Here is a 24,230-nt window from a genome sequence, read left to right on the forward strand (position 1 = left end):
TATGAAAGACATCCAGACCAACACCCGGATCGACGGGGCCCGGCTGTGGGACTCGCTGATGGAGATGGCGAAGGTCGGCCCCGGCCTGCGCGGCGGCAACAACCGCCAGACCCTGACCGATGCCGACCGCGAGGGCCGCGACCTGTTCAAGCGCTGGTGCGAGGAGGCCGGCATGAGCGTCGGCGTCGACTCCATGGGCAACATGTTCGCCCGGCTCGAAGGGGCCGAGCCCGATCTCGACCCGGTGATGATGGGCAGCCATCTCGACACTCAGCCCACGGGCGGCAAGTATGACGGCGTTCTGGGCGTGCTGGCGGGGCTCGAGGTGGTGCGCTCGATCCGCGACCAGGGCATCACCCCGCGCCGCCCGATCGTCGTGGTCAACTGGACCAACGAGGAGGGCACCCGCTTCGCCCCTGCCATGCTGTCGAGCGGCGTCTTCGCGGGCGTCCACACGCAGGACTGGGCCTATGCGCGCGAGGATGCGGAAGGAAAGCGCTTCGGCGACGAGCTGGCCCGCATCGGCTATGTCGGCGACGAGCCGGTGGGCCAACGCAGGATGCACGCCATGTTCGAGCTGCATATCGAGCAGGGCCCGATCCTCGAGGCCGAGGGCAAGGATATCGGCGTCGTCACCCATGGGCAGGGGCTGAGCTGGACGCAGGTGACCGTCACCGGCAAGGAGAGCCATACCGGTTCCACCCCGATGCCGATGCGCCGCAACGCCGGCCTCGGCATGGCGCGCATCCTCGAGAAGGTCGACGAGATCGCCTGGAGCCACAAGCCGCACGCGGTGGGCGCGGCCGGTCACATCGAGGTCTTTCCGAACTCGCGCAACGTGATCCCCGGCAAGGCCGTGTTCACCGTCGATTTCCGTTCGCCCGAATTGTCGGTGATCGAGGACATGGAGGCGCGGCTGCGCGGCGAAGGCGCGAAGGTCGCCGAGGAAATGGGGCTGGAGATCGCCTTCGAGAAGGTCGGCGGCTTCGATCCGGTGCCCTTCGACGAGGGATGTGTGGATGCGGTGCGCCGCGCCGCCGAAAAGCTCGGCTATTCCCATCGCGAGATCATTTCAGGCGCGGGCCATGACGCCTGTTGGATCGCACGCGTGGCGCCGACGGCGATGATCATGTGCCCCTGCGTCGACGGGCTAAGCCACAATGAGGACGAGGAAATCAGCCGCGAATGGGCCGCCGCCGGCTGCGACGTGCTGCTGCACGCCGTCTTGGAAACCGCCGAAATCGTGGAGTGAGGAGATGAGCATGAGAACCGTGATCAAGGGCGGAACGATCGTCGCCGCCGACCGCAGCTACAAGGCCGACATCGCCATCGAGGGCGAGAAGATCGTGCAGATCGGCGCCGACCTCTCGGGCGACAAGGTGCTCGACGCGGAGGGCTGCTACGTGATGCCGGGCGGGATCGACCCGCATGTGCATCTCAAGATGCCCTTCATGGGCGCCCATTCCGCCGATGATTTCGAGAGCGGCACCCGCGCGGGCCTCGCCGGTGGCACCACCATGGTGGTGGATTTCTGCCTGCCCAGCCCCGGCCAGTCGCTGCTCGAGGCGCTGGAGGGCTGGCACGCCAAGTCGCAGCGCGCCTGCGGCGACTACTCCTTCCACATGGCGGTCACCTGGTGGAGCGAGCAGGTGTTCGAGGAGATGCAACAGGTCGTCGATCTGGGCATCAATTCCTTCAAGCACTTCATGGCCTACAAAGGCGCGCTGATGGTCGACGACGATGAGCTGTTCGACTCGTTCCAGCGCTGCGCCGCGATCGGTGCCCTGCCGATGGTGCATGCCGAGAATGGCGACGTCGTCGCGACCATGCAGCAGAAGCTTCTGGCGCAGGGCATCCGTGGTCCCGAGGGCCACGCCATGTCGCGGCCGCCCGAGGTCGAGGGCGAGGCCACCAACCGCGCCATCATGATCGCCGACATGGCGGGCGTGCCGCTTTACGTCGTGCATACCTCCTGCGAGCAGGCGCACGAGGCGATCCGCCGCGCGCGGCAGAAGGGCATGCGGGTCTATGGCGAGCCGCTGATCCAGCATCTCGTGCTCGACGACAGCGAGTATCGCAACCCCGACTGGGACCACGCCGCCCAGCGCGTCATGTCGCCGCCCTTCCGCGACAAGTCGAACCAGGACAGCCTTTGGGCCGGCCTGCAGGCGGGCTCGCTGCAGGTGGTGGCGACCGATCACTGCGCCTTCACCATCGACCAGAAGCGCACCGGGATCGACGACTTCACCAAGATCCCGAACGGCACCGGCGGGCTCGAGGACCGGATGCCGATGCTCTGGACCGAGGGCGTGAACACCGGGCGGCTGACGCCGAACGAGTTCGTCGCCGTGACCTCGACCAACATCGCGCGGATCCTCAACATCTACCCGCAGAAGGGTGCGATCCTCGAGGGCTCGGATGCCGATATCGTGGTGTGGGACCCCAAGAAGTCGAAGGTGATCTCGCCCGAGACCCAGCAATCGGTGGTCGAGTACAACGTCTTCGCTGGCCGCGAAGTGACCGGCCTGCCGCGCTACACGCTCAGCCGTGGCACGCTGGCGGTCGATGACGGCCGTGTCTGCGCCACCCCCGGCCATGGCCGCTTCGTGAAGCGCGCGCCCTTCGGCGAGGTGAACAAGGCGCTGTCGAAGTGGAAGGAGGTGACCGCGCCGCGGCAGGTGGTGCGCAAGCCCGAAAACATGCCGGCCTGCGTCTGAGATGAAATGCCCCCGAGATTTCGGGGGCATTTTTGATGGCGCCTGCGATAGAAGAAAATGGGCGCCACAAGACCAACAACAGGGAGAGGACAAGACATGACGGACATGACTGCGGGAATTCCCGCGGCGCGGGGTGGGTCAGGGGCCCCCATTGATGCCGCCGGGATGGATCCGAGGCTCTACAACGAGGACCAGCTGCCGACCAGCGCCGCCGAGCGGACCTGGGACTGGCTCGCCATAGCCGCGCTCTGGGTCGGCATGGTGGTCTGCATCCCGACCTACCTGCTGGCCTCCTACCTCATCAATTCGGGGATGAGCTGGGATCAGGCGGTGCTGACCATCCTCGCGGCCAACGCGATCGTGCTGATTCCGATGGTGCTGCTCGGCCATGCCGGGACCAAATACGGCATCCCGTTCCCGGTGCTGCTGCGCTCCTCCTTCGGACCCACGGGCGCCAAGATCCCGGCGGTGGCGCGCGGTATCGTCGCCTGCGGCTGGTTCGGCATCCAGACCTGGGTCGGCGGCTCGGCGATCTTCGTGATCCTCAACACGCTCACTGGCGGCGCGCTGGCGGGTGAAGCGATGCCCGTGCTCGGCATCAGCCTCGCGGAGTTCGTCTGCTTCCTCGCCTTCTGGGCGCTGCATCTCTACTTCATCAGAAACGGCACCGAGTCGATCCGTTGGCTCGAGACCTATGCCGCGCCGTTCCTCCTGCTGATGGGCTTCGCGCTGCTGGCCTGGGCCTATTTCGCCGCAGGCGGCTTCGGCCCGATGCTCTCGACGCCGAGCGCCTTCGATCCCGGCCAGCCGCAGGAAGGCCAGTTCTGGGTGGTGTTCTGGCCGAGCCTCACCGGCATGATCGGTTTCTGGGCGACGCTGGCGCTCAACATCCCGGACTTCACCCGTCACGCCAAGAGCCAGAAGGACCAGTTCCTCGGCCAGCTCGTGGGCCTGCCGATCCCGATGGCGCTGTTCGCCTTCATCGCCTCGGCGGTGACCTCGGCGACGATCGTGATCTATGGCGAGGCGATCTGGGACCCGATCCAGCTCGCCGAGCGGATGGGCGGCTTTTCGATCATCATCGCGCTGTTCGCGCTGATCGTGGCGACGCTGACCACCAACCTCGCGGCCAACGTGGTGGCGCCGGCGCATGGCTTCTCGAACCTCGCGCCGAGCAAGATCAACCTCAAGCGCGGCGGCTACATCACCGCGGGCATCGGCATCGCCATGTTCCCCTGGGTGCTGGTCAACCACATCGTCGGCTGGCTGATCGCCTATTCGGCGCTGCTGGGCCCGATCGCGGGCGTCATGCTGGCGGATTACTATCTGCTGCGGAAGACCAAGCTCGAGGTGAAGGACCTGTTCCGGATGGATGGCATCTATTCGGGCCGCAACGGCACCAACTGGGCCGGGGTCGGCGCGCTGGTGATTGGCATCCTGCCGAACCTGCCGGGCTTCCTCGCCGGCGTCGGCATCACCGCCGGCACCTCGGACTTCTTCGCCACGATCTATACCTATGCCTGGTTCGTCGGGCTGTTCGTGGCGGGCGCGGCCTACCTCGTGCTCTCGAAGTTCCTAAACAAGTGACGCGTTGCGCGTGACGGGCCGGGGCGGCAGGTGTCGCCCCGGCCTTTTCATGTCCGGAGACAGGAGAAGACGGCATGCCCAAGGCCTACTGGATCGCCCATGTGACGGTCACCGACCCCGAGCCCTACAAGCTCTATGCCGCTGGTGCGACCGAGGCGTTCCGCGCGCATGGCGCACGGGTGCTGGCCCGCGGCGGCCGGATCGAGGCGCTGGAGGGCGAGACCCACCCGCGCAACGTGGTGATCGAGTTCGACTCGATGGAGGCCGCGCTCGCCTGCTACAACTCGGACGCCTACCAGGCGGCCAAGCGCCATCGCGAGGGCGCGGGCATCGCCAACATCATGATCCTCGAAGGCGCGCCGGGCTGAGCCCGGTCGGGCGCGGTCACTCCAGCCGGTAGGGCAGATCCTGCCGCAGATCCGCGTCCACCTTCAGCCGCCCTTCAAGGGGAGGCACCGCGCGCTGGTGGCAGTTCGTCCGTTCGCAGATCCTGCAGGAGATGCCCACCGGCTCGAAGGCCTCGGCGGATTCGAGGTCCATGTGGTCGGCATAGACCAGCTCGCGCGCATGTTTCACTTCGCAGCCCAGCCCGATCGCAAAGCGTCGCACCGGCGCGCCCCAGGCCCCTCCGCCACCGCTGATGTCGCGCGCCAGCGACAGGTAGCGCACGCCATCCGGCGTCTCCGCGAGCTGGCGCAGCCAGCGGGTCGGCGTCTCGAAGGCCTGATGCACGTTCCAAAGCGGGCAGGCGCCGCCATAACGCGCGAATTGCAGCTGGGTCGCGGAATGGCGCTTGGTCACGGTGCCCGCCTGGTCCACCCGCACGAACCAGAACGGCACGCCGCGCGCACCGGGACGCTGCAGGGTCGAAAGCCGGTGCGCCACCTGCTCGAGGCTGGCACCGAAGCGCTCGGCCAGGAGCTCGAGATCGTGGCGCGTCTGCTGCGCGGCCTCGAGGAACCGGCCATAGGGCAGGAGCGCCGCGCCTGCGAAGTAGTTGGCCAGTCCGATCCGGGCGATGTCCCGCGCCGGGCCGGGCTCGAACCGCCCCAGATCGAGCGTGGCCTCGATCAGCTGATTGTGCTCGATGAGCGCGAGCTGCACCAGGAGCTGGAACCGCCGGGTCGGGCGCGGTGCGCGCGACGACAGGGTCAGGCTGCGGGTCTCGGCGTCGTAGCGGCGCAGCGGCCCCTCGGCGCGCTCCTGCAAGGTGATGCCGCGCGCTTCGAGCGCGCGCGCCGCCGCCTCGGGCGCGTCCTGCCCCTCGGCCGCGGCGCGGCGGGCGAACTGCTCTGCGGCGCGGTCGATCGCGTCGATGTAGTTGTCGCAATAATGGAAGAAGTCGCGCACCTCCTCCCATGGCGAGGCGGTGGTGCCCGCCCGGCCCAGCGCCTCGTCGAAGGAGGCCAGCCGGTCCTGCGCGCGGCGATAGGCGGCGTGCAGATCGAGCAGGGCGCGCGCCACCGAGGGCGCGTTGGCAGCGACCATGCGCAGGTCGGAGAGTGGCGGCTGGCTACCGCTCAGCACCGGATCGGCCAGCGCCTCGCGCATGTCGGAGGCCAATCGGATTTCCTCGCCGGAGGTCAGCTCGGTCACGTCGAAGCCGAACTCGCGCGCCAGCGCCAGTACCACCCCCGCCGAAACGGGGCGGTTGTTGTTCTCCATCTGGTTCAGATAGGGCAGCGAAACCCCGAGTCGCTCGGCAAAGAGCTTCTGGGTCAGCCCCAGCCGTCCGCGCAGCTCGCGCAGCTGGGTGCCGGCATAATGCTTCTGAACCGCCATCACGCCCCACTTTGCTGATTTGCATAAACGCTGCTCTGCATAATGCCGAATTTGCAAATTCGCGCAATCTCGCTGGGAAGAGGCGGGGCGTTTTTCCTAAGGTGACGCGCGAAGGAGAATGCCGATGCAAGAGATTTTGCGCGAGCTCGAAGAGCGCCGCGCCTCGGCCCGGATGGGCGGGGGAGAAAAGCGGATCGCGGCGCAGCATGCCAAGGGCAAGCTCACCGCGCGCGAGCGGATCGAGTTGCTGCTCGATGAGGGCAGCTTCGAGGAATACGACATGTTCGTAGCCCATCGCTGCACCGATTTTGGCATGGAGGAGAGCCGCCCCGCGGGCGACGGCGTCGTCACCGGCTGGGGCACGGTGAACGGCCGGATGATCTATGTCTTCAGCCAGGACTTCACCGTGTTCGGTGGCTCTCTCTCCGAGACCCATGCCCAGAAGATCTGCAAGATCATGGACATGGCGATGCGCAACGGCGCGCCGGTCGTGGGCATCAACGACTCCGGCGGCGCCCGCATCCAGGAAGGCGTGGCTTCTTTGGGCGGCTATGCCGAAGTGTTCCAGCGCAACGTGCTGGCCTCGGGCGTGGTGCCGCAGATTTCGCTGATCATGGGGCCCTGCGCGGGCGGTGCGGTCTATTCGCCGGCCATGACCGACTTCATCTACATGGTGAAGGACTCCTCCTACATGTTCGTCACCGGTCCCGACGTGGTGAAGACCGTGACCGGCGAGGTGGTCACCGCCGAGGAGCTGGGCGGCGCGCTGACGCACGCCCGCAAGTCGAGCGTCGCCGACGCTGCCTTCGAGAACGACGTCGAGGCGCTCTTGGAGGCGCGGCGGCTGATCGACTTCCTGCCGCTCAACAACCGCGAGAAGGCGCCCAAGCGCCCCTTCTTCGACGATCCCGCGCGCGAGGAGCCGAGCCTCGACAGTCTGATCCCCGCCAACCCGAACCAGCCCTACGACATGCGCGAGCTGGTCACCAAGATCGCCGACGAGGGCGACTTCCTCGAGATGCAGGCCGAGTTCGCCAAGAACATCCTGACCGGCTTTATCCGGCTGGAAGGCTCGACCGTCGGCGTCGTCGCCAACCAGCCGATGGTGCTGGCCGGCTGCCTCGACATCGACAGCAGCCGCAAGGCCGCGCGCTTCGTGCGCTTCTGCGACGCCTTCGAGATCCCGATCCTGACGCTCGTGGACGTGCCGGGCTTCCTGCCCGGGACCGGGCAGGAATATGGCGGTGTGATCAAGCACGGCGCCAAGCTGCTCTTCGCCTATGGCGAGGCCACGGTGCCCAAGGTCACGGTGATCACCCGCAAGGCCTATGGCGGCGCCTATGACGTCATGGCGTCGAAGCATCTGCGTGGCGACGTGAACTATGCCTGGCCCACGGCACAGATCGCGGTGATGGGCGCCAAGGGCGCGACCGAGATCCTGTATCGCTCCGAGCTGGGCGACCCCGACAAGATCGCGAAGCGCACCAAGGATTACGAGGACCGCTTCGCCAACCCCTTCGTCGCGGCCGAGCGCGGCTTCATCGACGAGGTGATCAAGCCGCGCGCCACCCGCCGCCGCGCCGCCCGCGCCTTTGCCGCCCTGCGGAACAAGAGCCTCGAGAACCCGTGGAGGAAGCATGACAACATCCCGCTCTGAGGCCCGCGCGCCGTTCCGCAGCCTGCTCGTCGCCAATCGCGGCGAGATCGCCTGCCGGGTGATCCGCTCCGCCCGCGCCATGGGGATCGAGACCATCGCGGTGCATTCGGTGGCCGACCGCGACGCGGTGCACGTGGCCATGGCCGATCGCGCGGTCGAGATCGGGCCTGCGCCCGCCGCGCAGTCCTATATCGCCATGGACCGCGTGCTCGACGCGATCGAGCAGACAGGTGCCGAGGCCGTGCATCCGGGCTACGGCTTTCTGTCGGAGAACCCGAAATTCGCCCGTGCGCTGGCCGAGCGGGGCGTGGTCTTCGTCGGCCCGCCCGCCGGCGCGATCGACCAGATGGGTGACAAGATCGCCTCCAAGAAGATCGCCGCCGAGGCGGGGGTCTCCACCGTACCGGGTCATATGGGCCTGATCGAGGATGCCGATGAGGCGGTGCGCATCGCGCAGCAGATCGGCTACCCGGTGATGATCAAGGCCAGCGCCGGCGGCGGCGGCAAGGGCATGCGCATCGCGCATGACGACCAGGCGGCTCGCGAGGGCTTCGAAGCCTCCAAGCGCGAGGCGGCCTCCTCTTTCGGCGACGACCGGATCTTCATCGAGAAGTTCGTCGAAGGCCCCCGGCACATCGAGATTCAGGTGCTGGCCGACCGGCACGGCAACTGCGTCTATCTGGGCGAGCGCGAATGCTCGATCCAGCGCCGCAACCAGAAGGTCGTCGAAGAGGCCCCGTCGCCCTTCCTCGACGAGGCGACCCGAGCCGCGATGGGCGCGCAGGCCTGTGCGCTGGCCAAGGCGGTGGGCTACGAGAGCGCCGGCACGGTCGAATTCATCGTCGATGCCCAGCGCAACTTCTACTTCCTCGAGATGAACACCCGCCTTCAGGTCGAGCATCCGGTGACCGAGCTGATCACCGGCATCGACCTCGTTGAGCAGATGATCCGCGTGGCCGCTGGCGAACCGCTGCCGTTTGCGCAGGAAGACATCCGGCTGAACGGCTGGGCGATCGAGAGCCGGCTCTATGCAGAGGACCCGTATCGCGGCTTCCTGCCCTCGATCGGGCGGCTGACGCGCTATCGTCCGCCGCAGGAGTTCGCCTCCGAGGTGGAGGTGGTGCGCAACGATACCGGGGTCGCCGAGGGCGGCGAGATCTCGATGCATTACGACCCGATGATCGCCAAGCTCTGCACTTGGGCACCCGACCGCGACCGTGCGGTGGATGCGATGGAGCGCGCGCTCGACGGCTTCGAGCTGGACGGTATCGGGCACAACCTGCCGTTCCTCTCGGCGGTGATGGCGCATCCGAAGTTCCGTTCGGGCGACATCCACACCGGCTTCATCGCCGAGGAATGGCCCGATGGGTTCGACGGTGTCGATCTGCCGCTCGAGACCCGGCGCCGCGTCGCTGCCGCCTGCGCCACCTTGCAGCGCATCGAGGAGATCCGCCGCGCCCGGATCTCTGGCCGGATCGACCACCACGAGCGGCGGGTGGGCGAAGCCTTCGTCGTGCAGGTCGCGGGCGAGAGCCACAAGGTGACGCTCGCAGCCGGGACCGGCGCCACCGATGTGCGGTTCGAGGACGGTGTCGTGATGCGGGTCGCGGGCGACTGGACGCCGGGCCAGCGCCTCGCGCGGCTCAGCGTCGACGGGATCGAGACGGTGTTGAAGGTCGAGCCGCGGATCGCGGGCTTCCGCGTGCGCCATCGCGGCGCCGATCTCGACGTTCGGGTCTACACGCCCCGCCAGGCCGAGCTGGCCGCGCTGATGCCCGAGAAGCAGGCTGCCGACACCTCCAAGCTGCTGCTGTGCCCGATGCCGGGGGTGGTGGTGCACGTCGATGTCGAGGAGGGGCAGGAGGTCGAGGAGGGCCAGCCGCTCTGCACCGTCGAGGCGATGAAGATGGAGAACGTTCTGCGGGCCGAGCGCCGGCTGAAGATCGCCAAGCTGCACGCTGCGGCGGGAGACAGCCTCTCGGTCGACCAGACCATCATGGAATTCGAATGACAGCCGAAAGGAGCGCGAGATGACCGGGCAGGACGACCGCCGAGCCGCATGGGCCGCGCGCGCCCGCAAGGAGCTCAAGGGGCGCGACCCCGAGAGCCTGACCCGCGAGACGCTTGAAGGGATCGCGGTCAGGCCGGTCTATGACGCGGCCGATCTCGACGGGCTGTCGCATCTCGGCGCGATGCCGGGCGAAGCGCCCTTCGTGCGCGGCGTCCGCTCGACCATGTATGCCGGTCGTCCCTGGACGATCCGGCAATATGCCGGCTTCTCGACGGCCGAGGAATCGAACGCCTTCTACCGCCGGGCGCTGGAGGGCGGGCAGCAGGGTGTCTCGGTCGCCTTCGACCTGGCCACCCATCGCGGCTATGACAGCGACCACCCCCGGGTCGAGGGCGATGTCGGCAAGGCCGGCGTGGCGATCGACAGCGTCGAGGACATGAAGATCCTGTTCGACGGCATTCCGCTCGACAAGGTGTCGGTCTCGATGACGATGAACGGCGCGGTGATCCCGATCCTCGCGAACTTCATCGTCGCGGGCGAGGAGCAGGGCGTGCCGGTGAGCAAGCTCTCGGGCACGATCCAGAACGACATCCTCAAGGAGTTCATGGTCCGCAACACCTATGTCTATCCGCCCGAACCCTCGATGCGGATCGTGGCCGACATCATCGAATACACCGCCGACCACATGCCGAAGTTCAACTCGGTCTCGATCTCCGGCTACCACATGCAGGAGGCGGGCGCCGACCTCGTGCAGGAGCTGGCCTTCACGCTTGCCGACGGGCGCGAATATGTGCGCGCCGCCATCGCGCGGGGCATGGATGTCGACCGCTTCGCCGGGCGGCTGTCGTTCTTCTTCGCGATCGGCATGAACTTCTTCATGGAGGCGGCCAAGCTACGGGCCGCTCGCCTGTTGTGGCACAGGATCATGGAGGAGTTCGCGCCCAAGGACCCCAAGTCCCTCATGCTGCGCACCCATTGCCAGACCTCGGGCGTGAGCCTGCAGGCGCAGGATCCCTACAACAACGTGGTGCGCACCGCCTACGAGGCGCTCTCCGCCGTGCTCGGCGGCACCCAGTCGCTGCACACCAACGCGCTCGACGAGGCGATAGCCCTTCCCACCGACTTTTCGGCCCGCATTGCCCGCAACACCCAGCTGATCCTGCAGGAGGAGACCGGCATCACCGATGTCGTCGATCCGCTGGCGGGGTCCTACTACGTCGAAAGCCTGACCAACGAACTGGCCGAGAAGGCATGGGCGCTGATCGAGGAGGTCGAAAGCCTTGGCGGCATGACCAAGGCGGTGGCGTCGGGCATGCCAAAGCTCAGGATCGAGGAGACGGCGGCCAAGCGGCAGGCCCTGATCGACCGGGGCGAGCAGGTGATCGTCGGCGTCAACAAGTACCGCAAGGAGCGGGAGGACCCGATCGACATCCTCGACATCGACAACGTCAAGGTGCGCGAGGGGCAGGTGGCGCGGCTCGACAGGATCCGGGCGACCCGCGACCAGAACGCCTGCGACGCGGCGCTCGCGCGGCTCGAAGCGGCGGCAAGGGAGGACGGCAACCTGCTCGCGGCGGCGGTCGAAGCGGCGCGGGCGCGCGCCACGGTAGGAGAGATCAGCATGGCGATGGAGAATGTCTTCGGCCGGCACCGGGCCGAGGTGAAGACGCTCGCGGGCGTCTATGGCAAGGCCTATGAGGGCGATGCGGGCTTCGAGAAGATCCGCGCCGAGATCGACGCCTTCGCCAAGGCCGAGGGCCGCCGCCCGCGCATGCTGGTGGTCAAGATGGGGCAGGACGGCCACGACCGCGGCGCCAAGGTGATCGCCACCGCCTTTGCAGATCTTGGCTTCGACGTCGACATGGGGCCCCTGTTCCAGACGCCCGAGGAGGCGGCGCAGGACGCGCTCGACAACGACGTGCACGTGGTCGGCATCTCCAGCCAGGCGGCCGGGCACCGCACCCTCGCGCCCAAGCTGGTGGCCGCGCTGCGTGCGCAGGGCGCGGGCGACATCCTCGTGGTCTGCGGCGGCGTGATCCCCGATCAGGACCACGCGATGCTCAAGGAAGCCGGGGTGGCGGCGATCTTCGGGCCGGGGACCAACATCCCCGAGGCGGCGTCGAAGGTGCTGTCGATGATCCGCGCGCGCGACTGACTGGGCTTGGCAGGGCCGCTGAAATCGGCGGCCTTGCCCGGGCTGTGGGTGATGTTCGCCCCAAACTGTCGGGGAAATGTGACAGTGGCCCGCCCCATCACGCGGGAAGCGAGGCTGTCATCGGCCTTGCGACGCGCGAGGTGCTTTCGGGACTTGCGCCGAGGCATGTAGGGGTCGCCGGACACTCCCCAATCCGGCGTTCCCTCGGTTCAGGGGCGCGCGAAGCTTCCTTCCGGCGATTGGGGCAGGGCCGATCCCAGATCGTTCAGCCCGTCGATCAGGAGCTGCGCGGCATAGAGCGGGTTATGGGCATGCGCGCCCCCGTCCTTCGCGATGAACTGGTAATTATAGGCTGCGCGCAGCAGGCGCGGCGTCCAGCTGGCATAGGCGTTGTCGCGGATCGTTTCCTCCGGGCCGGCCTCGCCGTCACCGTCGAGATCGGTGAAGTAATAGGGAAAGCTGTCCGGCGCGTAGAGGATCGCCGCCTCGGCGACGGTCTCGGCATAGAGCCTGATCATCTCGTGCAGGTGCTCGTGCAGGGTCTGGATCTCGGAGGCGATGCCCTCGGCGGTGTCGCCGTCACCGTCGAGATCCGTCGTGGTCGTGCGGATCGCGCGTGACCCCTCCACGCCGGCGTGACATGTCGTGCAATCGGCAATCTCGATCGCCGTGTCGTGCGGCCCGTGGCAGCCCGCGCAGTCGTCGAGATCCGGCACATGGGCGAAACGCCCGGCATAGGTCTGGCCCGGATACTCGTAACCGCCGCCTGCGTCGGTGCCCAGCAGCGTCGCGGCCGCGGCCGAATAGTGAGCATTGATGAAGCGTAGCTGATCCGAGACCTCGTCGTCGCCGATGCCGGCCACGGCCGTCTCGACGGCCTCCCCCGACGCGCGGCCCTGGTGGCAGACCGCGCAGACCGCGGCGCCCGAACCCAGCGACACGGCCGCGCCGGAGGGGAAGGTCACGGTCGTGAGCGCCGCCGCGGCAGGATCGTGGCAGGCGGTGCATTGGATCAATTCACCCGTAGCGACGGGGTGGTCGATGACTCCCACGGTGGTCATCGGCGAGCCGACATAGTCGGCGAAGCCGGTGGTGGAATGACAGGTGGCGCAAGCGCCGGGGATCTCTCCCTCGTCATCCCAATGGCGGAACGCTTCCGCCATGGCATCGGCATGGCCCGAGGCCATCCAGTCCTCGACGATCTCCTCGGGGGTGGGGGCGCTGTCCTGCGCCCATGACAGGACGGGCACGAGGCTGCCGGTCAGCAGCGCTGACAGCAGGAGGGCAGGGCGGTGCATGGCATCTCTCCTATGGGGCGGACCGCATGGCGCGATGATGCGAAGCGCGGGGGCGGCCGGCCTTGATCCAGATCAATGCGGCGGATCGGTGGCTGGTCGATTCAAGGGACAGGAGCCGTCACGGAGATCGCCATGTCCTGTCTCGAGCCGCAGCGCAAAGGGCCGTTCGGCCCGCCCGCCATCCTTCCCGACACGGTGACGCTGGAGGCGCGCGATCTGCCCGGCCTGCGCCCCGTCGCCTGCGTCACGGAGGGCGCGGAGGTCGCCATCGGTGCACACGTCATGAAGGACCGGTCGCGGCCCGAAATCCGCCTCGTCACCCCGGTGGCGGGCCGGGTCGAGCGGGTCGAGACCGGGCTGGGCCGCCGCGCGATCCGGGTGGTCATCCGACCTGAAGGTGCGGCGCGGCCTGCACCGGTGACGGGCGAGGGCGACACGCGCGACCTGATGCTCGCATACGGGTTCTGGCCGGATCTGCGCACCCGTCCGTTCGGCCGCGTGCCTGACCCGGATGCGTCGCCCGATGCGATGCTGGTGGATGCGCTGTCAGGCGCGGGCGTTCTCGCGGCGCAAGCCACGCCCTTTGCGCTGGGCCACGGCCTGCGCGCCCTTACCGCGCTCACCAAAGGGCCGGTGATCCTGTGCCAGCATGGCGGGCCGGCCTTGGCCCCGGCCGAGGGGCGCGTGGAGATCGACGCGCTGGCGCCGCGGCATGACAGCATGGCCCGCAGGCTGCGCCGCCTGCACAGCGTGGCCCGCGGCGGCGAGGTCTGGGTTCTTGACGTGCAGACGGCGATCGCTCTCGGCCGCCTCTGCGCCGAGGGGCTGTTCGACGCGACGCGGCTGGTCGAGGTTGTGACGCCCTCGGGCGCCGCCGCAGGCACTCTGCGCGCACCGCTCGGCGCCGATCTCGCGCCAGTACTGAACGAGCACGGTTGGACGGCCTCGGCCCCCCATCCGCTCCAGCGCAACGAGACCCGGATAGATCCCCGCCGCGACATGGCCGTGCCGTCCGACGCAGCACTCGGGCCGATCGTGCCGGTGCCCGCCCTCGCGGCGTCTCTGCCGCTGGGCATGCGCACCATCCCGCTGCTCAGGGCGCTGCAGATCGGCGATGCCGACACCGCCCGCAGGCTCGGCTGTCTCGATCTCGTCGAGGAGGACATGCGGGCGGCGAGCGCGATCTGCGCCAGCGGTGCCGATTACGGCCTGTTGCTGCGCCGCGTTCTCGACGAGTTGGAGGCCGAGCGATGAGGGGCGGATATCTCGCGACCCTCCGCGCGCGGGCAGCCCGCGACGCCACCACCCTCAGGCTGGCGGCCCTCGCGCCGCCAGCGGCGGTGCTGTTCCTGTCGGCCCCCGGCACGGAGTGGCCGCATCTGCTGGCCGTGGTGACGGCCGCGCTGGCCTGCGCGCTGGTCTTCGCCGAGATCCGCGGCCGGGGGCCGGTCTTCGAAGCGCTGGTACCGGCGCTGCTCATGTTCCTCTTCGCCCCGCCCGAGGCGTCACCGGGGCAGCTCGCATTCGCGCTGTCGCTCGCGCTCGTGCTCGGCTCGCTGATCTTCGGCGGGGCGGGCTTCGGGTTCCTGAGCATCGGCGCGTTGTCCCTTGCGCTGATGGCCTTCTCCTTTCCACCGCTCGCGCCGGCCGTCCCGGTGGATGCGGTGATCTGGGCCGCGCTGCCCGGCGGGCTTGTGGTCCTCTTTGCAGGGCTTGCGCCGTGGCGGGTCGTGCTGGCGGGGGCTGCGGGTTTCGCGCTGGCGGCCTGGCCCGCGGCGCTCGACCCCGGATATGCGCTGCCGCTTGCCCTCGTTCTGGTCCACCTCGCCGCCGATCCGTTCGGCGCGCCGGTCACAGGGCCGGGACAATGGCTGTCGGGGCTGACGACGGGTGGGCTGATCGCGGTTCTGGCCGCACCGGGCCTGCCCGGCCTCGACCTCTCGGCCGGCGTCTTCGCGGTGCTGCTCGCGAACCTGTTCGCGCCGCTGATCGACGCAGGGGTGATCGCTATCGCCGACTGGCGGGAGGAGGCGCGTCGTGCCTGAGCCGCATGGGATATGGGGGCGATTTCTCGCCCGTCCCAACGAGGACCCGGTCAAGGCGCTGGGCATGGCCGGGCTCGTGGCGCTGGGCGCGGCGCTCACCGTGTCGACCGCCGCCACGCTGCTCGAACCTCGACAGGCCGCCAATCTGGAGGCCGCCCGCGCCGCGCGGATGCAGGCCATGGTCGACGCGTTGCCGGGGCTGCGCGTGGTGATGGAGGAGGCCGGCGTCACCGAGCTGCAAAGCCGTCTGGTCGAGCTGGAGAGCGGGAGCGTCCTGCCGGGCGATGCCACAGGGTTCGAGGCCGAACCTACGGCGCGCGATGCCGAGACCGGGATCGATCTGCCGCCCGAGGCCGACATCGCCGGGCTCGGGCGGCGCGAGCGCGTGGCCGCGGTCCACCTGCTCGAACGCGACGGCGCGCCGGTGCTCGTGGTGCTGCCGATGCGCGGCACCGGGTATCAGTCGACAATCCACGCGCTGCTCGCGCTCGAAGCCGATCTCGACACGGTGGCGGCGCTGACCGTGACCGAGCAGGGCGAGACGCCGGGGCTCGGCGCGCAGATCGAACGCGCCGATTGGCAGGCGCTTTGGCCCGGCCGCCGTATCGCCGATGACAGCGGCACCATCCGCATCGAGGTGGTGCGCGGCACGGCTTCCACGCCTTATGAGGTCGACGGCATCTCGGGCGCCACCCGTACCGGCAACGGCGTCACCGCCATGCTGCGGTTCTGGATGGGGCCATGGGGGTATGGCCCGTTCCTCGACCGGCTGGCGCGGGAGGGGATGGGATGAGGCGCCTGTCGCACCACCTCACCGATCCGCTGATCCGGTCGAACCCGGTGACGCTGCAGATCCTGGGCATCTGCTCGGCGCTGGCGGTGACCACGGCGCTGGCGACGGCGCTCACCATGGCGGCGGCGCTGATCTTCGTGCTCTGCGCCTCGGCCGCGATCATCAGCGCGATCCGCCGCCATATCCCGCACGCGATCCGGCTGATCCTGCAGATCACCATCATCGCCACGCTGGTCATCGTCACCGACGAGGTGCTGCGCGCCTACGCCTTCGAGATCAGCCAGCGGCTGTCGATCTTCGTGGGACTGATCGTCACCAACTGCATCGTGCTGGGCCGGGCCGAAAGCTTTGCCATGCACCATCCGGTGGGGCCATCGGTCCTCGACGCGCTGGGCAACGCGCTGGGCTACGGCCTGGTGCTGATGATCGTCGCGACGATCCGCGAACTCTTCGGCACCGGCAGGCTCCTGGGCGTTCCGATGCTGCCGCTCGCCGAACAGGGCGGCTGGTTCGAACCGCTGCGGCTGATGCAGCTCGCGCCGTCGGCCTTCTTCATCATCGGGCTGCTGGTCTGGGCGATCCGCGCGGTGCGGCCCGAGCAGGCCGAGCGCCCCGAACACCGCCTGCTGTCGCGGCGAGGGGAGGCGCGGCCATGACCGAGATCCTGCTCGCCGCGATCCTGACCGACAACCTCGCTCTGTCCTTCTTCCTCGGCATCTGCACCTTCCTCGCGGTGTCGCAGCGGATCTCGACCGCGCTGGGCCTCGGCATCGCGGTGATCGTGGTGCAGGGCGTGACGGTGCCGGTCAACGCGCTGATCCACGCCTATCTGCTCGCCCCGGGCGCGCTGCACTGGATCGGGCTGCCGGAGATCGATCTGAGCTTCCTGCGGATTATCGTCTTCATCGGCGTCATCGCCGCGATGGTGCAGCTGATGGAGCTGCTGCTCGACCGCTTCGTGCCGGTGCTGCACCGCACGCTGGGGGTGTTCCTGCCGCTGATCACGGTGAACTGTGCGATCCTCGGCGGCAGCCTGTTCATGGTCGAGCGGCGCTACGACCCGCTGGAGGCGGTGGTCTGGGGGATCGGCAGCGGCATCGGCTGGGCGCTGGCGATCACCGCCTTCGCCGCGATCCGTGAGCGGCTGCGCCATGCCGACATGCCCGAGGGGCTGCGCGGCCTGGGCGGCGCCTTCATCGTCACCGGGCTGATGTCGCTCGGCTTCTCGGGCTTCGGGGGGCTGGTGCAATGACCGGGCTGTTGGCTGGCGTGGTGCTGCTGGTGGCCGTGGTGCTGGCGCTCAGCGCCGCGCTCATCCTGGCGCGGCGGCGGCTGGTGCCGGATCTGCCCGTCGCCGTCACGGTGAACGACCGCGCGCCTTTCGAAAGCCGATTCGGCACCGACCTGCTCGGAGCGTTGGCCACCCATGACATCCTGCTGCCGGCGGCCTGCGGCGGCGCGGGCACCTGCGGCCAATGCCGGGTGCGGGTCAGGGGGGAGACCATCGAGCCGATGCCCGCGGAGCGGGCGCGCCTGTCGCGGGCCGAGCGGCGCGAGGGAATGCATCTGGCTTGCCAGATCCGCCTCCGTGGCCCGGTCGAGGTCGAGCTGCCCGAGGCACTGCTCGATGCGCGCGGCTTCGACTGCACCGTCCTGCGGGCGCGGTTCCTGACCTCGCTGATCCGCGAGATCGTGCTTGATGCGCCGCCCGAGGTGATCGCAGCAGTGCGGGCCGGAGCCTTCGTCTCGCTGACCGCGCCACCGCATGAGTTCGGCTTCGACGCGATCGTGGTGCCGGAGCGCTTTGCCTATGACTGGGCCGAGCTGCGTGGGCTGCGCGCCACCACGACCGCGCCGGTCACCCGCGCCTATTCCATCGCCAGCACGCCTGCCGATCTCGCACGGGGCCGGCTCGTGCTGCTCATCCGTCTCGCTCTGCCGCCGCCCGACCGGCCGCGCCTGCCGCCCGGGGCGGTGTCGTCCTGGCTGTTTCACGTGAGCGAGGGCGCCCGGATCGCCGCGAGCGGCCCGCATGGCGATTTCCGGGCGCAGGACGGCGCGCGCGAAATGGTCCTGATCGGCGGCGGCGTCGGCATGGCGCCGCTTCGGGCGATCATCCACGAGCGGCTCGGCGAAGGGGCGCCTCCTCTGATCAGCTTCTGGTACGGCGCGCGCCGCCGCGACGACCTGTTCTACGCCGAGGAGTTCGCTGCCTTGGCCCGGCAGCATCCGAAATTCCGTTTCGAGGTCGCTCTGTCCGACCCGCAACCCGGTGACCGGTGGGAGGGGTGGACGGGCTTCGTCCACGCGGCCCTGCGCGAGGGGTTCTTGCGCGACCATCCTGAGCCGGAGGCGTGCGACTACTACCTTTGCGGGCCGCCGCTGATGATCGCGGCGGTGATGGGCGTTCTGGACGAGGCGGGCGTGCCGTCGAACCGCATCTTCTTCGACGATTTCGGGAGCTGAGCCATGCGGATAGGACGACGGGAGTTTCTGGCTGGAGCGGGGGCCGCCCTGTTCGCGCCGCCCGCATGGGCCGCGACGCTGAGCCTCGGCGGCCCGGCATTTGGCAGCTACTGGCGTTGCCTCCTGCCTGCCGGGACCGACGGCGTGGCGGTCGAGGCCGGAGCCACGAGCCTGATCGCCGCGCTGGATGCGGAGCTGTCGCCATGGCGCGAGGACAGCGCGCTCGTTGCGCTCAACCGCGCATCGGCGGGGCGGTGGATGGCAATAGGGGCCGCGACACAGGCCTGCCTGGAGGAGGCGGAAGCGGTGCGCGGGCTGACCCGGGGCGGCTTCGACGCGCGGGTCGGCCCGCTGGTGGCACGTTACGGCTTCGGCAGGATCGCCGGACGCGTCCCTAGGGGCGGGCAGTTTGACCTGAACGGCGGCACAGTCCGCAAGAGCCATGACGCGCTGACCTTCGACCCCTGCGGGCTGGCCAAGGGGCACGCGCTGGATCTTCTGACCGCGCGGGTCGCGGCTTTGGGCGCGAGGGATGCGCTGGTCGAGATCGGCGGTGAAATCAGGGCGCTTGGCCGCCACCCCTCTGGCCGGGCCTGGCGGGTCGCGGTCGAACATCCGGGGGCAGAGGCAACGCTCGCGCAACGGGTGGTGCGGCCAGGGGCGCTGGCGCTGGCCACCTCTGCCCATGCGCTACAGGGCCATGCGGGGCGCGCGACGACGAGCCATGTCATCGATCCCGTCCGCGCCCGGCCCGCGATGCAGACTCTCATGCAGGTCTCTGTGCTGGCCCGAACCGGCCTGCGGGCCGATGCCCTGGCGACGGGACTGCTGGCGCTCGGGCCGGAGCGCGGGATCGCGCTCGCGCGAAAGAGGGGCATCGCCGCCCTGTTCCTGCAACGCGGAGCCGACGGGCCTGTCGAGACCATGACCTGCGGCTTCGACGCCCGCATCTTGGCATGAAGGGAGATCGCGCATGACGCTGCTTCTCGTTCTCATCCTCGTGGCGCTGTCGATGGCGGGGCTGGCGCTGGGCCTGCTGGCCAGGCGGGGTCCGCTTTCGGGTGGCTGCGGTCGGGCCTGCGATGGCTGCCGCAAGACCTGTAACCGCAGGTCCGCGCTATGAAACCGCTGCCGCGCATATCGCGGATCATGACCCGCGAGGTGATCACCGTAACGCCCGGGATGGACCTGCAGCGGGCGATGCATCTCATGGCGTTCCACGGCGTCTCGGGCCTGCCGGTCGTCGATGACGAGGGACACGCCATCGGCATGCTGTCGCAAAGGGATTGCCTGAAGGGCGCGCTGGATGCGGCCTATCACGGCGGATCGTCGGGTCGCGTCGAGGAGGTCATGCATGCCCCGGTCGAGGGCCTGCCCGCCGATATGGATATCCTGACCGCGATCGAGCGCTTCCTCGCCAGCCGGTACCGCCGCTTTCCGGTGTTCGAGGCGGGCGCCATGGTCGGCATCTTGGCACGCGGCGACCTGGTTCGCGCCTTGGCCAACTGGGACGGCTAGGACCTCTTATAGAGCGGCTGGAACCGTGATCGGTTTTTCGGAAGGTGGGGAGGAGGCCGGGCGCGCCCTCGCAGATCGTTTCGAGGCCCGGCGGCAGGCATGATCCAGATCAAGGCGCGTCGGACTCCCATCGGCGAAACAGGATGCGGGAGGACATCGACATGACACTCACACCGCTGATGAAACGCGTCGCGCTGGCCAAGTCGCTCGGTCTCATGTTCGGGCTGGTGGCGCCGATCCTGCTGACCCCGGTCTCCGCTGCCGAGACCATGCTGGTCTGGGGCATCGTGCTCTGGGCCGTGATCCTCGGCGCGCTGGTGGGGCTGGCGGGCCAGTTCGACCGCGTGCCGCTGATCGACCTCCGCCTGCCCTCGGGTTTTCGCGGAGGCTGGATCGGGCTCTGGATGGGCATCGTGCTGCTCCTCGTGGCACAGCAGCCGCTGGGCATTATCTGGGCCCGCTCGGAATGGTTGCCGCAGCCGGGGCCGGGGGTCTGGTGGCTGGTCGCCGAAGCGACCCTGCTCGGCGCGCTGATAGACCTCGCCGTCACCGCAGTCTCCGATCCGCCGATCCGCGACGGTGGCCAGAGGCGGCCCCGTCATTGATCGCCCAGTCCAAGGAGGACCTCACATGCCCGGAATACTGATGGCGAGCGATCTCTCGGAACGCAGCGGCCACGCCCTCGCGCGGGCGCTGCAACTGGCCACGGCGCTGGGCGCCGAGCTCGAGATACTGCACGTGGTCGACGACAGCCTGCCCAGCCGCATCGCAGAGGAGACGGCGCAGACGGCGCACGAGCTCCTGACCCGCGACGCGGCCGGGGCGGGGAGGGTCGAGGTCGTCTTCGGCCATCCCTGGCGGCGGGTCGTGGATCGCATCTCGCGCGGGCGCTTCGATCTTGCGGTGACGGGGGCGCATCGCGACCGCGGCCTCGTCGATCTGTTTCGCGGCAGTGTCCTGCACCGCTGCGTGCAGATGTCCGACGCACCGGTGCTAGTCGTGTCGGATCGGCCGACGGCGCCCTATGGCAAGGTGCTGATTGCCACCAGCTTCGCGGCGCGCGATGCCGACGCGGCGCGTCTCGCCGCGAAGCTGGCGGAGGGCGCCTCGATGCGGCTCGTGCACGCCTACCGGGTGCCCTTCGGCGGGCTCGGCTACCGCATGGACGAGACCGGCGACATCACCAAGCGCGACCGGGACGAGATCGAGGAGCCGATGCTGTTCCAGCTGCAGCAAATGCAGCGACGCCTGTCGCAGGACGGCATCGAGGCGGAGATCGGGCTGCTCGAAGGGCGGCCGACGCCGGCCCTGCTCGACGCCGTGGCGCACGAGGGGGTCGACCTCCTGGCCATCGGGCGTCATGGCGCCGAGGGGCACGTGCCAATGACCATGGGCCGGGTCGCCTCGGAACTGCTGGCGCATCTGCCCTGCGACCTGCTGGTGCATCCAGGCCGTTTCCCCCGTGAGGACTGATCACCCATGCGCCCGAGGCTGCTGCGGCACCCGACCAGCCCAGCCACGGCGCAGCAGCTTCTCCGCTTCGAGCAGCAGCAGGAGCGCCACCCCGAGACCGAGGATCACGGCTCCGTCGCGGAGGTGCACGGGCCGGGTGTCGAACACCGCCTGCAGCGGCGAGGCATAGGTGAAAAGGGCCTGCGCACTGACGGCGACGATGATGCCGAGAAGAACCGCGCGGGTGCCGAGGACCCCCTTCAGCGTGATCGACGTCATGTGCAGGTAGCGCACCGAGAAAAGATAGAAGATCTCCAGCACCACGAGCAGGTTGACCGACAGGGTGCGCGCATAGGCCAGCGTTTCGCCCCGCGTGGTGACCCAGCCGGTCAGGCCGAAGACCGCGGCGCCGAACAGGACCGACACCAGCGCGACCCGCCAGATCATCTCGCCATCGAGCAGGGAGGCGCCCGGCCGTCGGGGCGGACGGTCCATGACGCCGGGCTCCGCTGGCTCGAAGGCCAAGGTGAGTCCGAGCGCCACCGCCGTGACCATGTTGATCCACAGGATCTGGATCGGCGTGATCGGCAGCGGCAGGCCGATCAGGATCGCCAAGATGACGACGAGCGCCTCGCCGCCATTGGTCGGCAGGTTCCAGGCGATGACCTTGCGGATGTTGTCGTAGATCGTGCGCCCTTCGCGGATGGCGGCGACGATGGAGGCGAAATTGTCGTCCGCCAGGACCACCTGCGCGGCCTCCTTGGCCGCGTCGGTGCCCTTGATGCCCATGGCGACGCCGACATCGGCCCGCTTCAGGGCGGGCGCGTCGTTCACGCCGTCGCCGGTCATCGCGACGACATGGCCCCCGGCCCGCAGCGCCTCGACCAGCCGCAGCTTGTGCTCGGGCGCGGTGCGCGCAAAGACGGTCGTGTCGGCCGCAAGACGCCGCAGCTCTGCCGCATCCAGCCCTTCGATGTCATGTCCGGTCAGCACGCCGCGCGCATCGAGGCCCAACTCGGCGGCGACGGCGAGGGCGGTGAGCGCATGGTCGCCGGTGATCATCTTCACCTCGATACCCGCACGGCGGCAATCGGCGACGGCCGTGATCGCCTCGGGCCGGGCCGGGTCGATGAAGCCCGCAAGGCCGAGAAGCGTCAGCCCGTCCATGTCGTCATGCGACAGCCTGTCGAGATCATCGGCCTGCCTGCTCGCGAAGGCGAGGACCCGATGGCCGCTCGATGCCAGCGCCTCGATCCGCGACGACCATGCCGCCCGGTCGATCGGAGCGGGGCCGCCGGGGCCGGCCTGCCGGGTGCAAAGCGCAACGAGCTGATCCGGCGCTCCCTTTGCCTGGATCGTCCACCCCGCCGGGCCGTCATGCAGCGTTGCCATGTAGCGATAGGCGGCGTCGAAGGGGATCTCGTGACGCCTTGGGTGCTCGCGGCGCGCGTTTTCGGGATCGATCCCCGCCTTGCCCGCGAGGGCCAGAAGCGCACCCTCCATAGGATCGCCGTTCACCGTCCAGCCGGCTTCGCCACGCACGAGATGCGCGTCATTGCAGAGTAGCCCGGCCATGATCAGGCTCGAGGCGGCTCCGCTGTCTCCGGTGATGTCGCCCTGCGGGTCGTAGCCAGCGCCGCCCACCGACAGGGGTGGTGCGTCGGGGTCGATCACGATCTGCCGCACGACCATCTCGTTCATGGTCAGCGTGCCGGTCTTGTCGGTGCAGATGACCGTCACCGCGCCGAGCGTTTCGACCGCGGGCAGGCGGCGTATGATGGCCCGGCGCCCGGCCATGCGCTGCACGCCGAGCGCAAGGGTGATCGTCAGCACCGCCGGCAGTCCTTCGGGGATCGCGGCCACGGCCATCCCGACCATCGCGAGAAACGCGGCGCTCGCGTCATAGCCGCCGAGCTGCACGGCGTAGAGGAAAACGGCGGCGCAGACGGCGAGGATCACGAAAGTCAGGCGGCGCGCGAAGCGGTCGATCTGTTGCAGCAGCGGTGTTCTGGATGTCTCCACCGTGCCGAGCATCGTGCCGATCCGGCCGATCTCCGTCGCGCTTCCGGTGGCGATGACGACCCCCTCGCCACGCCCGGCGGCGATCAGCGTGCCCGAGAATGCGAGCGGGCGGCGATCGCCAAGCGGGGCATTCGCCGCGACCGGCAGGACGTCCTTGTCCACCGCCATCGATTCCCCGGTCAACGCCGCCTCCTGCGCCTTGAGGCCACGGGTCTCGATCAGCCGCAGATCGGCGGGCACCCTGTCTCCAGGTTCCAGCAGCACGATGTCGCCGGGCACGAGGGCCGCGGCTTCGATCCGCCCGCGCCTGACGTCGCGCCGGACCGAGGCTTCGGGCGACAGCAACGAACGCACCGCCGCGAGCGCGTTTTCCGCGCGCCCCTCCTGCCACAGGCCGATGGCCGCGTTGATCACCACAACGGCGAGGATGACCCCCGAATCCACCCAGTGGCCGAGCACTGCCGTGATCAGCCCGGCCGCGAGCAGAACCTGGATGAGGAGGTTGTCGAACTGATGCCAGATGCGGCGCAGCAGGCTCTTGGGGCGCGGCGCGGGCAGGCGGTTCGGGCCATGCCGCGCCAGCCGCTCGCCGGCCTCGCGCGCGGTCAATCCTGCGGGCGTGGTGTCGAGCCTCGACAGTGCCTGTGCGCCCTCGAGCGCGTGCCAGGGCGTGCCGCCGGCTTGATCCTTTTCCTCCGTCATTCCCGCCGCGCCCCTTTCCTCTCTG

The 24,230-nt window shown here is 69.1% G+C and carries 21 protein-coding genes; 18 read left to right on the forward strand and 3 right to left on the reverse strand.

Annotation, left to right across the window (positions count from 1 at the left end; genetic code table 11):
- Position 1: 1 nt before the first annotated feature.
- The 4 genes from T8T21_RS15030 to T8T21_RS15045 all read left to right on the forward strand — a co-directional run bounded on the left by T8T21_RS15030 (position 2) and on the right by T8T21_RS15045 (position 4,672).
- Positions 2–1,252, forward strand: coding sequence for a Zn-dependent hydrolase (locus tag T8T21_RS15030; protein ID WP_322336178.1), 1,251 nt, complete (start codon positions 2–4; stop codon positions 1,250–1,252).
- Positions 1,253–1,262: 10 nt separating this feature from the next.
- Positions 1,263–2,717 (forward strand): dihydropyrimidinase, encoded by a 1,455-nt coding sequence (gene hydA, locus T8T21_RS15035; RefSeq protein ID WP_322336179.1) that lies wholly within the window; start codon positions 1,263–1,265, stop codon positions 2,715–2,717.
- 96 nt (positions 2,718–2,813) lie between these two features.
- Positions 2,814–4,304, forward strand: a complete 1,491-nt coding sequence (locus tag T8T21_RS15040; protein WP_183471186.1) for an NCS1 family nucleobase:cation symporter-1 — start codon at positions 2,814–2,816, stop codon at positions 4,302–4,304.
- Between the two features lie 74 nt (positions 4,305–4,378).
- Positions 4,379–4,672 carry a DUF1330 domain-containing protein gene (locus T8T21_RS15045; RefSeq protein ID WP_183471184.1) on the forward strand — a complete coding sequence of 98 codons (294 nt, stop codon included), beginning with the start codon at positions 4,379–4,381 and terminating at the stop codon, positions 4,670–4,672.
- Between the two features lie 16 nt (positions 4,673–4,688).
- On the opposite strand, the gene T8T21_RS15050 is transcribed toward T8T21_RS15045, so the two are convergent.
- The gene (locus tag T8T21_RS15050) at positions 4,689–6,086 is read right to left on the reverse strand and encodes a helix-turn-helix domain-containing protein (RefSeq protein WP_322336180.1); all 1,398 of its coding nucleotides are present in this window, start codon (positions 6,084–6,086) and stop codon (positions 4,689–4,691) included.
- A gap of 124 nt (positions 6,087–6,210) precedes the next feature.
- On the opposite strand from T8T21_RS15050, the gene T8T21_RS15055 reads away from it, so the two are divergent.
- The 3 genes from T8T21_RS15055 to scpA are packed head-to-tail and all read left to right on the forward strand — an operon-like array spanning position 6,211 to position 11,909.
- Positions 6,211–7,743: an acyl-CoA carboxylase subunit beta gene (locus T8T21_RS15055; RefSeq protein WP_322336181.1), complete on the forward strand. Its 1,533-nt coding sequence runs from the start codon at positions 6,211–6,213 to the stop codon at positions 7,741–7,743.
- The gene (locus tag T8T21_RS15060) at positions 7,724–9,754 is read left to right on the forward strand and encodes an acetyl/propionyl/methylcrotonyl-CoA carboxylase subunit alpha (RefSeq protein WP_322336182.1); all 2,031 of its coding nucleotides are present in this window, start codon (positions 7,724–7,726) and stop codon (positions 9,752–9,754) included. Before T8T21_RS15055 ends, T8T21_RS15060 begins: the two co-directional genes overlap by 20 nt.
- A 19-nt stretch (positions 9,755–9,773) precedes the next feature.
- The gene (scpA, locus tag T8T21_RS15065) at positions 9,774–11,909 is read left to right on the forward strand and encodes a methylmalonyl-CoA mutase (protein ID WP_322336183.1); all 2,136 of its coding nucleotides are present in this window, start codon (positions 9,774–9,776) and stop codon (positions 11,907–11,909) included.
- Between the two features lie 209 nt (positions 11,910–12,118).
- On the opposite strand, the gene T8T21_RS15070 is transcribed toward scpA, so the two are convergent.
- The gene (locus T8T21_RS15070; protein WP_322336184.1) at positions 12,119–13,207 is read right to left on the reverse strand and encodes a cytochrome c3 family protein; all 1,089 of its coding nucleotides are present in this window, start codon (positions 13,205–13,207) and stop codon (positions 12,119–12,121) included.
- Positions 13,208–13,339: 132 nt separating this feature from the next.
- Here T8T21_RS15070 and T8T21_RS15075 point away from each other — a divergent pair, with 132 nt between their 5' ends.
- The 11 genes from T8T21_RS15075 to T8T21_RS15125 all read left to right on the forward strand — a co-directional run bounded on the left by T8T21_RS15075 (position 13,340) and on the right by T8T21_RS15125 (position 21,502).
- Positions 13,340–14,461 carry a hypothetical protein gene (locus tag T8T21_RS15075; protein WP_322336185.1) on the forward strand — a complete coding sequence of 374 codons (1,122 nt, stop codon included), beginning with the start codon at positions 13,340–13,342 and terminating at the stop codon, positions 14,459–14,461.
- On the forward strand, positions 14,458–15,252 hold the full coding sequence (locus T8T21_RS15080) for an RnfABCDGE type electron transport complex subunit D (protein ID WP_322336186.1): 795 nt from the start codon (positions 14,458–14,460) through the stop codon (positions 15,250–15,252). The genes T8T21_RS15075 and T8T21_RS15080 overlap by 4 nt, the downstream gene beginning before the upstream one ends.
- Positions 15,245–16,045 (forward strand): NADH:ubiquinone reductase (Na(+)-transporting) subunit C, encoded by an 801-nt coding sequence (gene nqrC, locus T8T21_RS15085; protein WP_322336187.1) that lies wholly within the window; start codon positions 15,245–15,247, stop codon positions 16,043–16,045. The genes T8T21_RS15080 and nqrC overlap by 8 nt, the downstream gene beginning before the upstream one ends.
- The gene (locus tag T8T21_RS15090; RefSeq protein WP_183471168.1) at positions 16,042–16,701 is read left to right on the forward strand and encodes an NADH:ubiquinone reductase (Na(+)-transporting) subunit D; all 660 of its coding nucleotides are present in this window, start codon (positions 16,042–16,044) and stop codon (positions 16,699–16,701) included. The genes nqrC and T8T21_RS15090 overlap by 4 nt, the downstream gene beginning before the upstream one ends.
- Positions 16,698–17,297, forward strand: a complete 600-nt coding sequence (gene nqrE / locus T8T21_RS15095) for an NADH:ubiquinone reductase (Na(+)-transporting) subunit E (protein ID WP_322336188.1) — start codon at positions 16,698–16,700, stop codon at positions 17,295–17,297. Before T8T21_RS15090 ends, nqrE begins: the two co-directional genes overlap by 4 nt.
- Positions 17,294–18,511 carry an NADH:ubiquinone reductase (Na(+)-transporting) subunit F gene (nqrF, locus tag T8T21_RS15100; protein ID WP_322336189.1) on the forward strand — a complete coding sequence of 406 codons (1,218 nt, stop codon included), beginning with the start codon at positions 17,294–17,296 and terminating at the stop codon, positions 18,509–18,511. The genes nqrE and nqrF overlap by 4 nt, the downstream gene beginning before the upstream one ends.
- A gap of 3 nt (positions 18,512–18,514) precedes the next feature.
- Positions 18,515–19,471: an FAD:protein FMN transferase gene (locus T8T21_RS15105; protein WP_322336190.1), complete on the forward strand. Its 957-nt coding sequence runs from the start codon at positions 18,515–18,517 to the stop codon at positions 19,469–19,471.
- Positions 19,472–19,484: 13 nt separating this feature from the next.
- Positions 19,485–19,634 carry a hypothetical protein gene (locus T8T21_RS15110; protein ID WP_322336191.1) on the forward strand — a complete coding sequence of 50 codons (150 nt, stop codon included), beginning with the start codon at positions 19,485–19,487 and terminating at the stop codon, positions 19,632–19,634.
- Between the two features lie 26 nt (positions 19,635–19,660).
- Positions 19,661–20,029, forward strand: a complete 369-nt coding sequence (locus T8T21_RS15115) for a CBS domain-containing protein (protein ID WP_322336192.1) — start codon at positions 19,661–19,663, stop codon at positions 20,027–20,029.
- Between the two features lie 161 nt (positions 20,030–20,190).
- A complete protein-coding gene (locus T8T21_RS15120; RefSeq protein WP_322336193.1) occupies positions 20,191–20,634 on the forward strand; it encodes a hypothetical protein in 444 nt (147 codons plus the stop codon).
- Positions 20,635–20,659: 25 nt separating this feature from the next.
- Positions 20,660–21,502, forward strand: a complete 843-nt coding sequence (locus T8T21_RS15125; protein ID WP_322336194.1) for a universal stress protein — start codon at positions 20,660–20,662, stop codon at positions 21,500–21,502.
- On the opposite strand, the gene T8T21_RS15130 is transcribed toward T8T21_RS15125, so the two are convergent.
- Positions 21,503–24,205, reverse strand: coding sequence for a cation-translocating P-type ATPase (locus T8T21_RS15130; RefSeq protein WP_322336195.1), 2,703 nt, complete (start codon positions 24,203–24,205; stop codon positions 21,503–21,505). It lies immediately after the preceding gene.
- Positions 24,206–24,230 lie beyond the last annotated feature (25 nt).

It is taken from the genome of Limimaricola variabilis (assembly GCF_034371605.1).
Lineage (GTDB): Bacteria > Pseudomonadota > Alphaproteobacteria > Rhodobacterales > Rhodobacteraceae > Limimaricola > Limimaricola variabilis.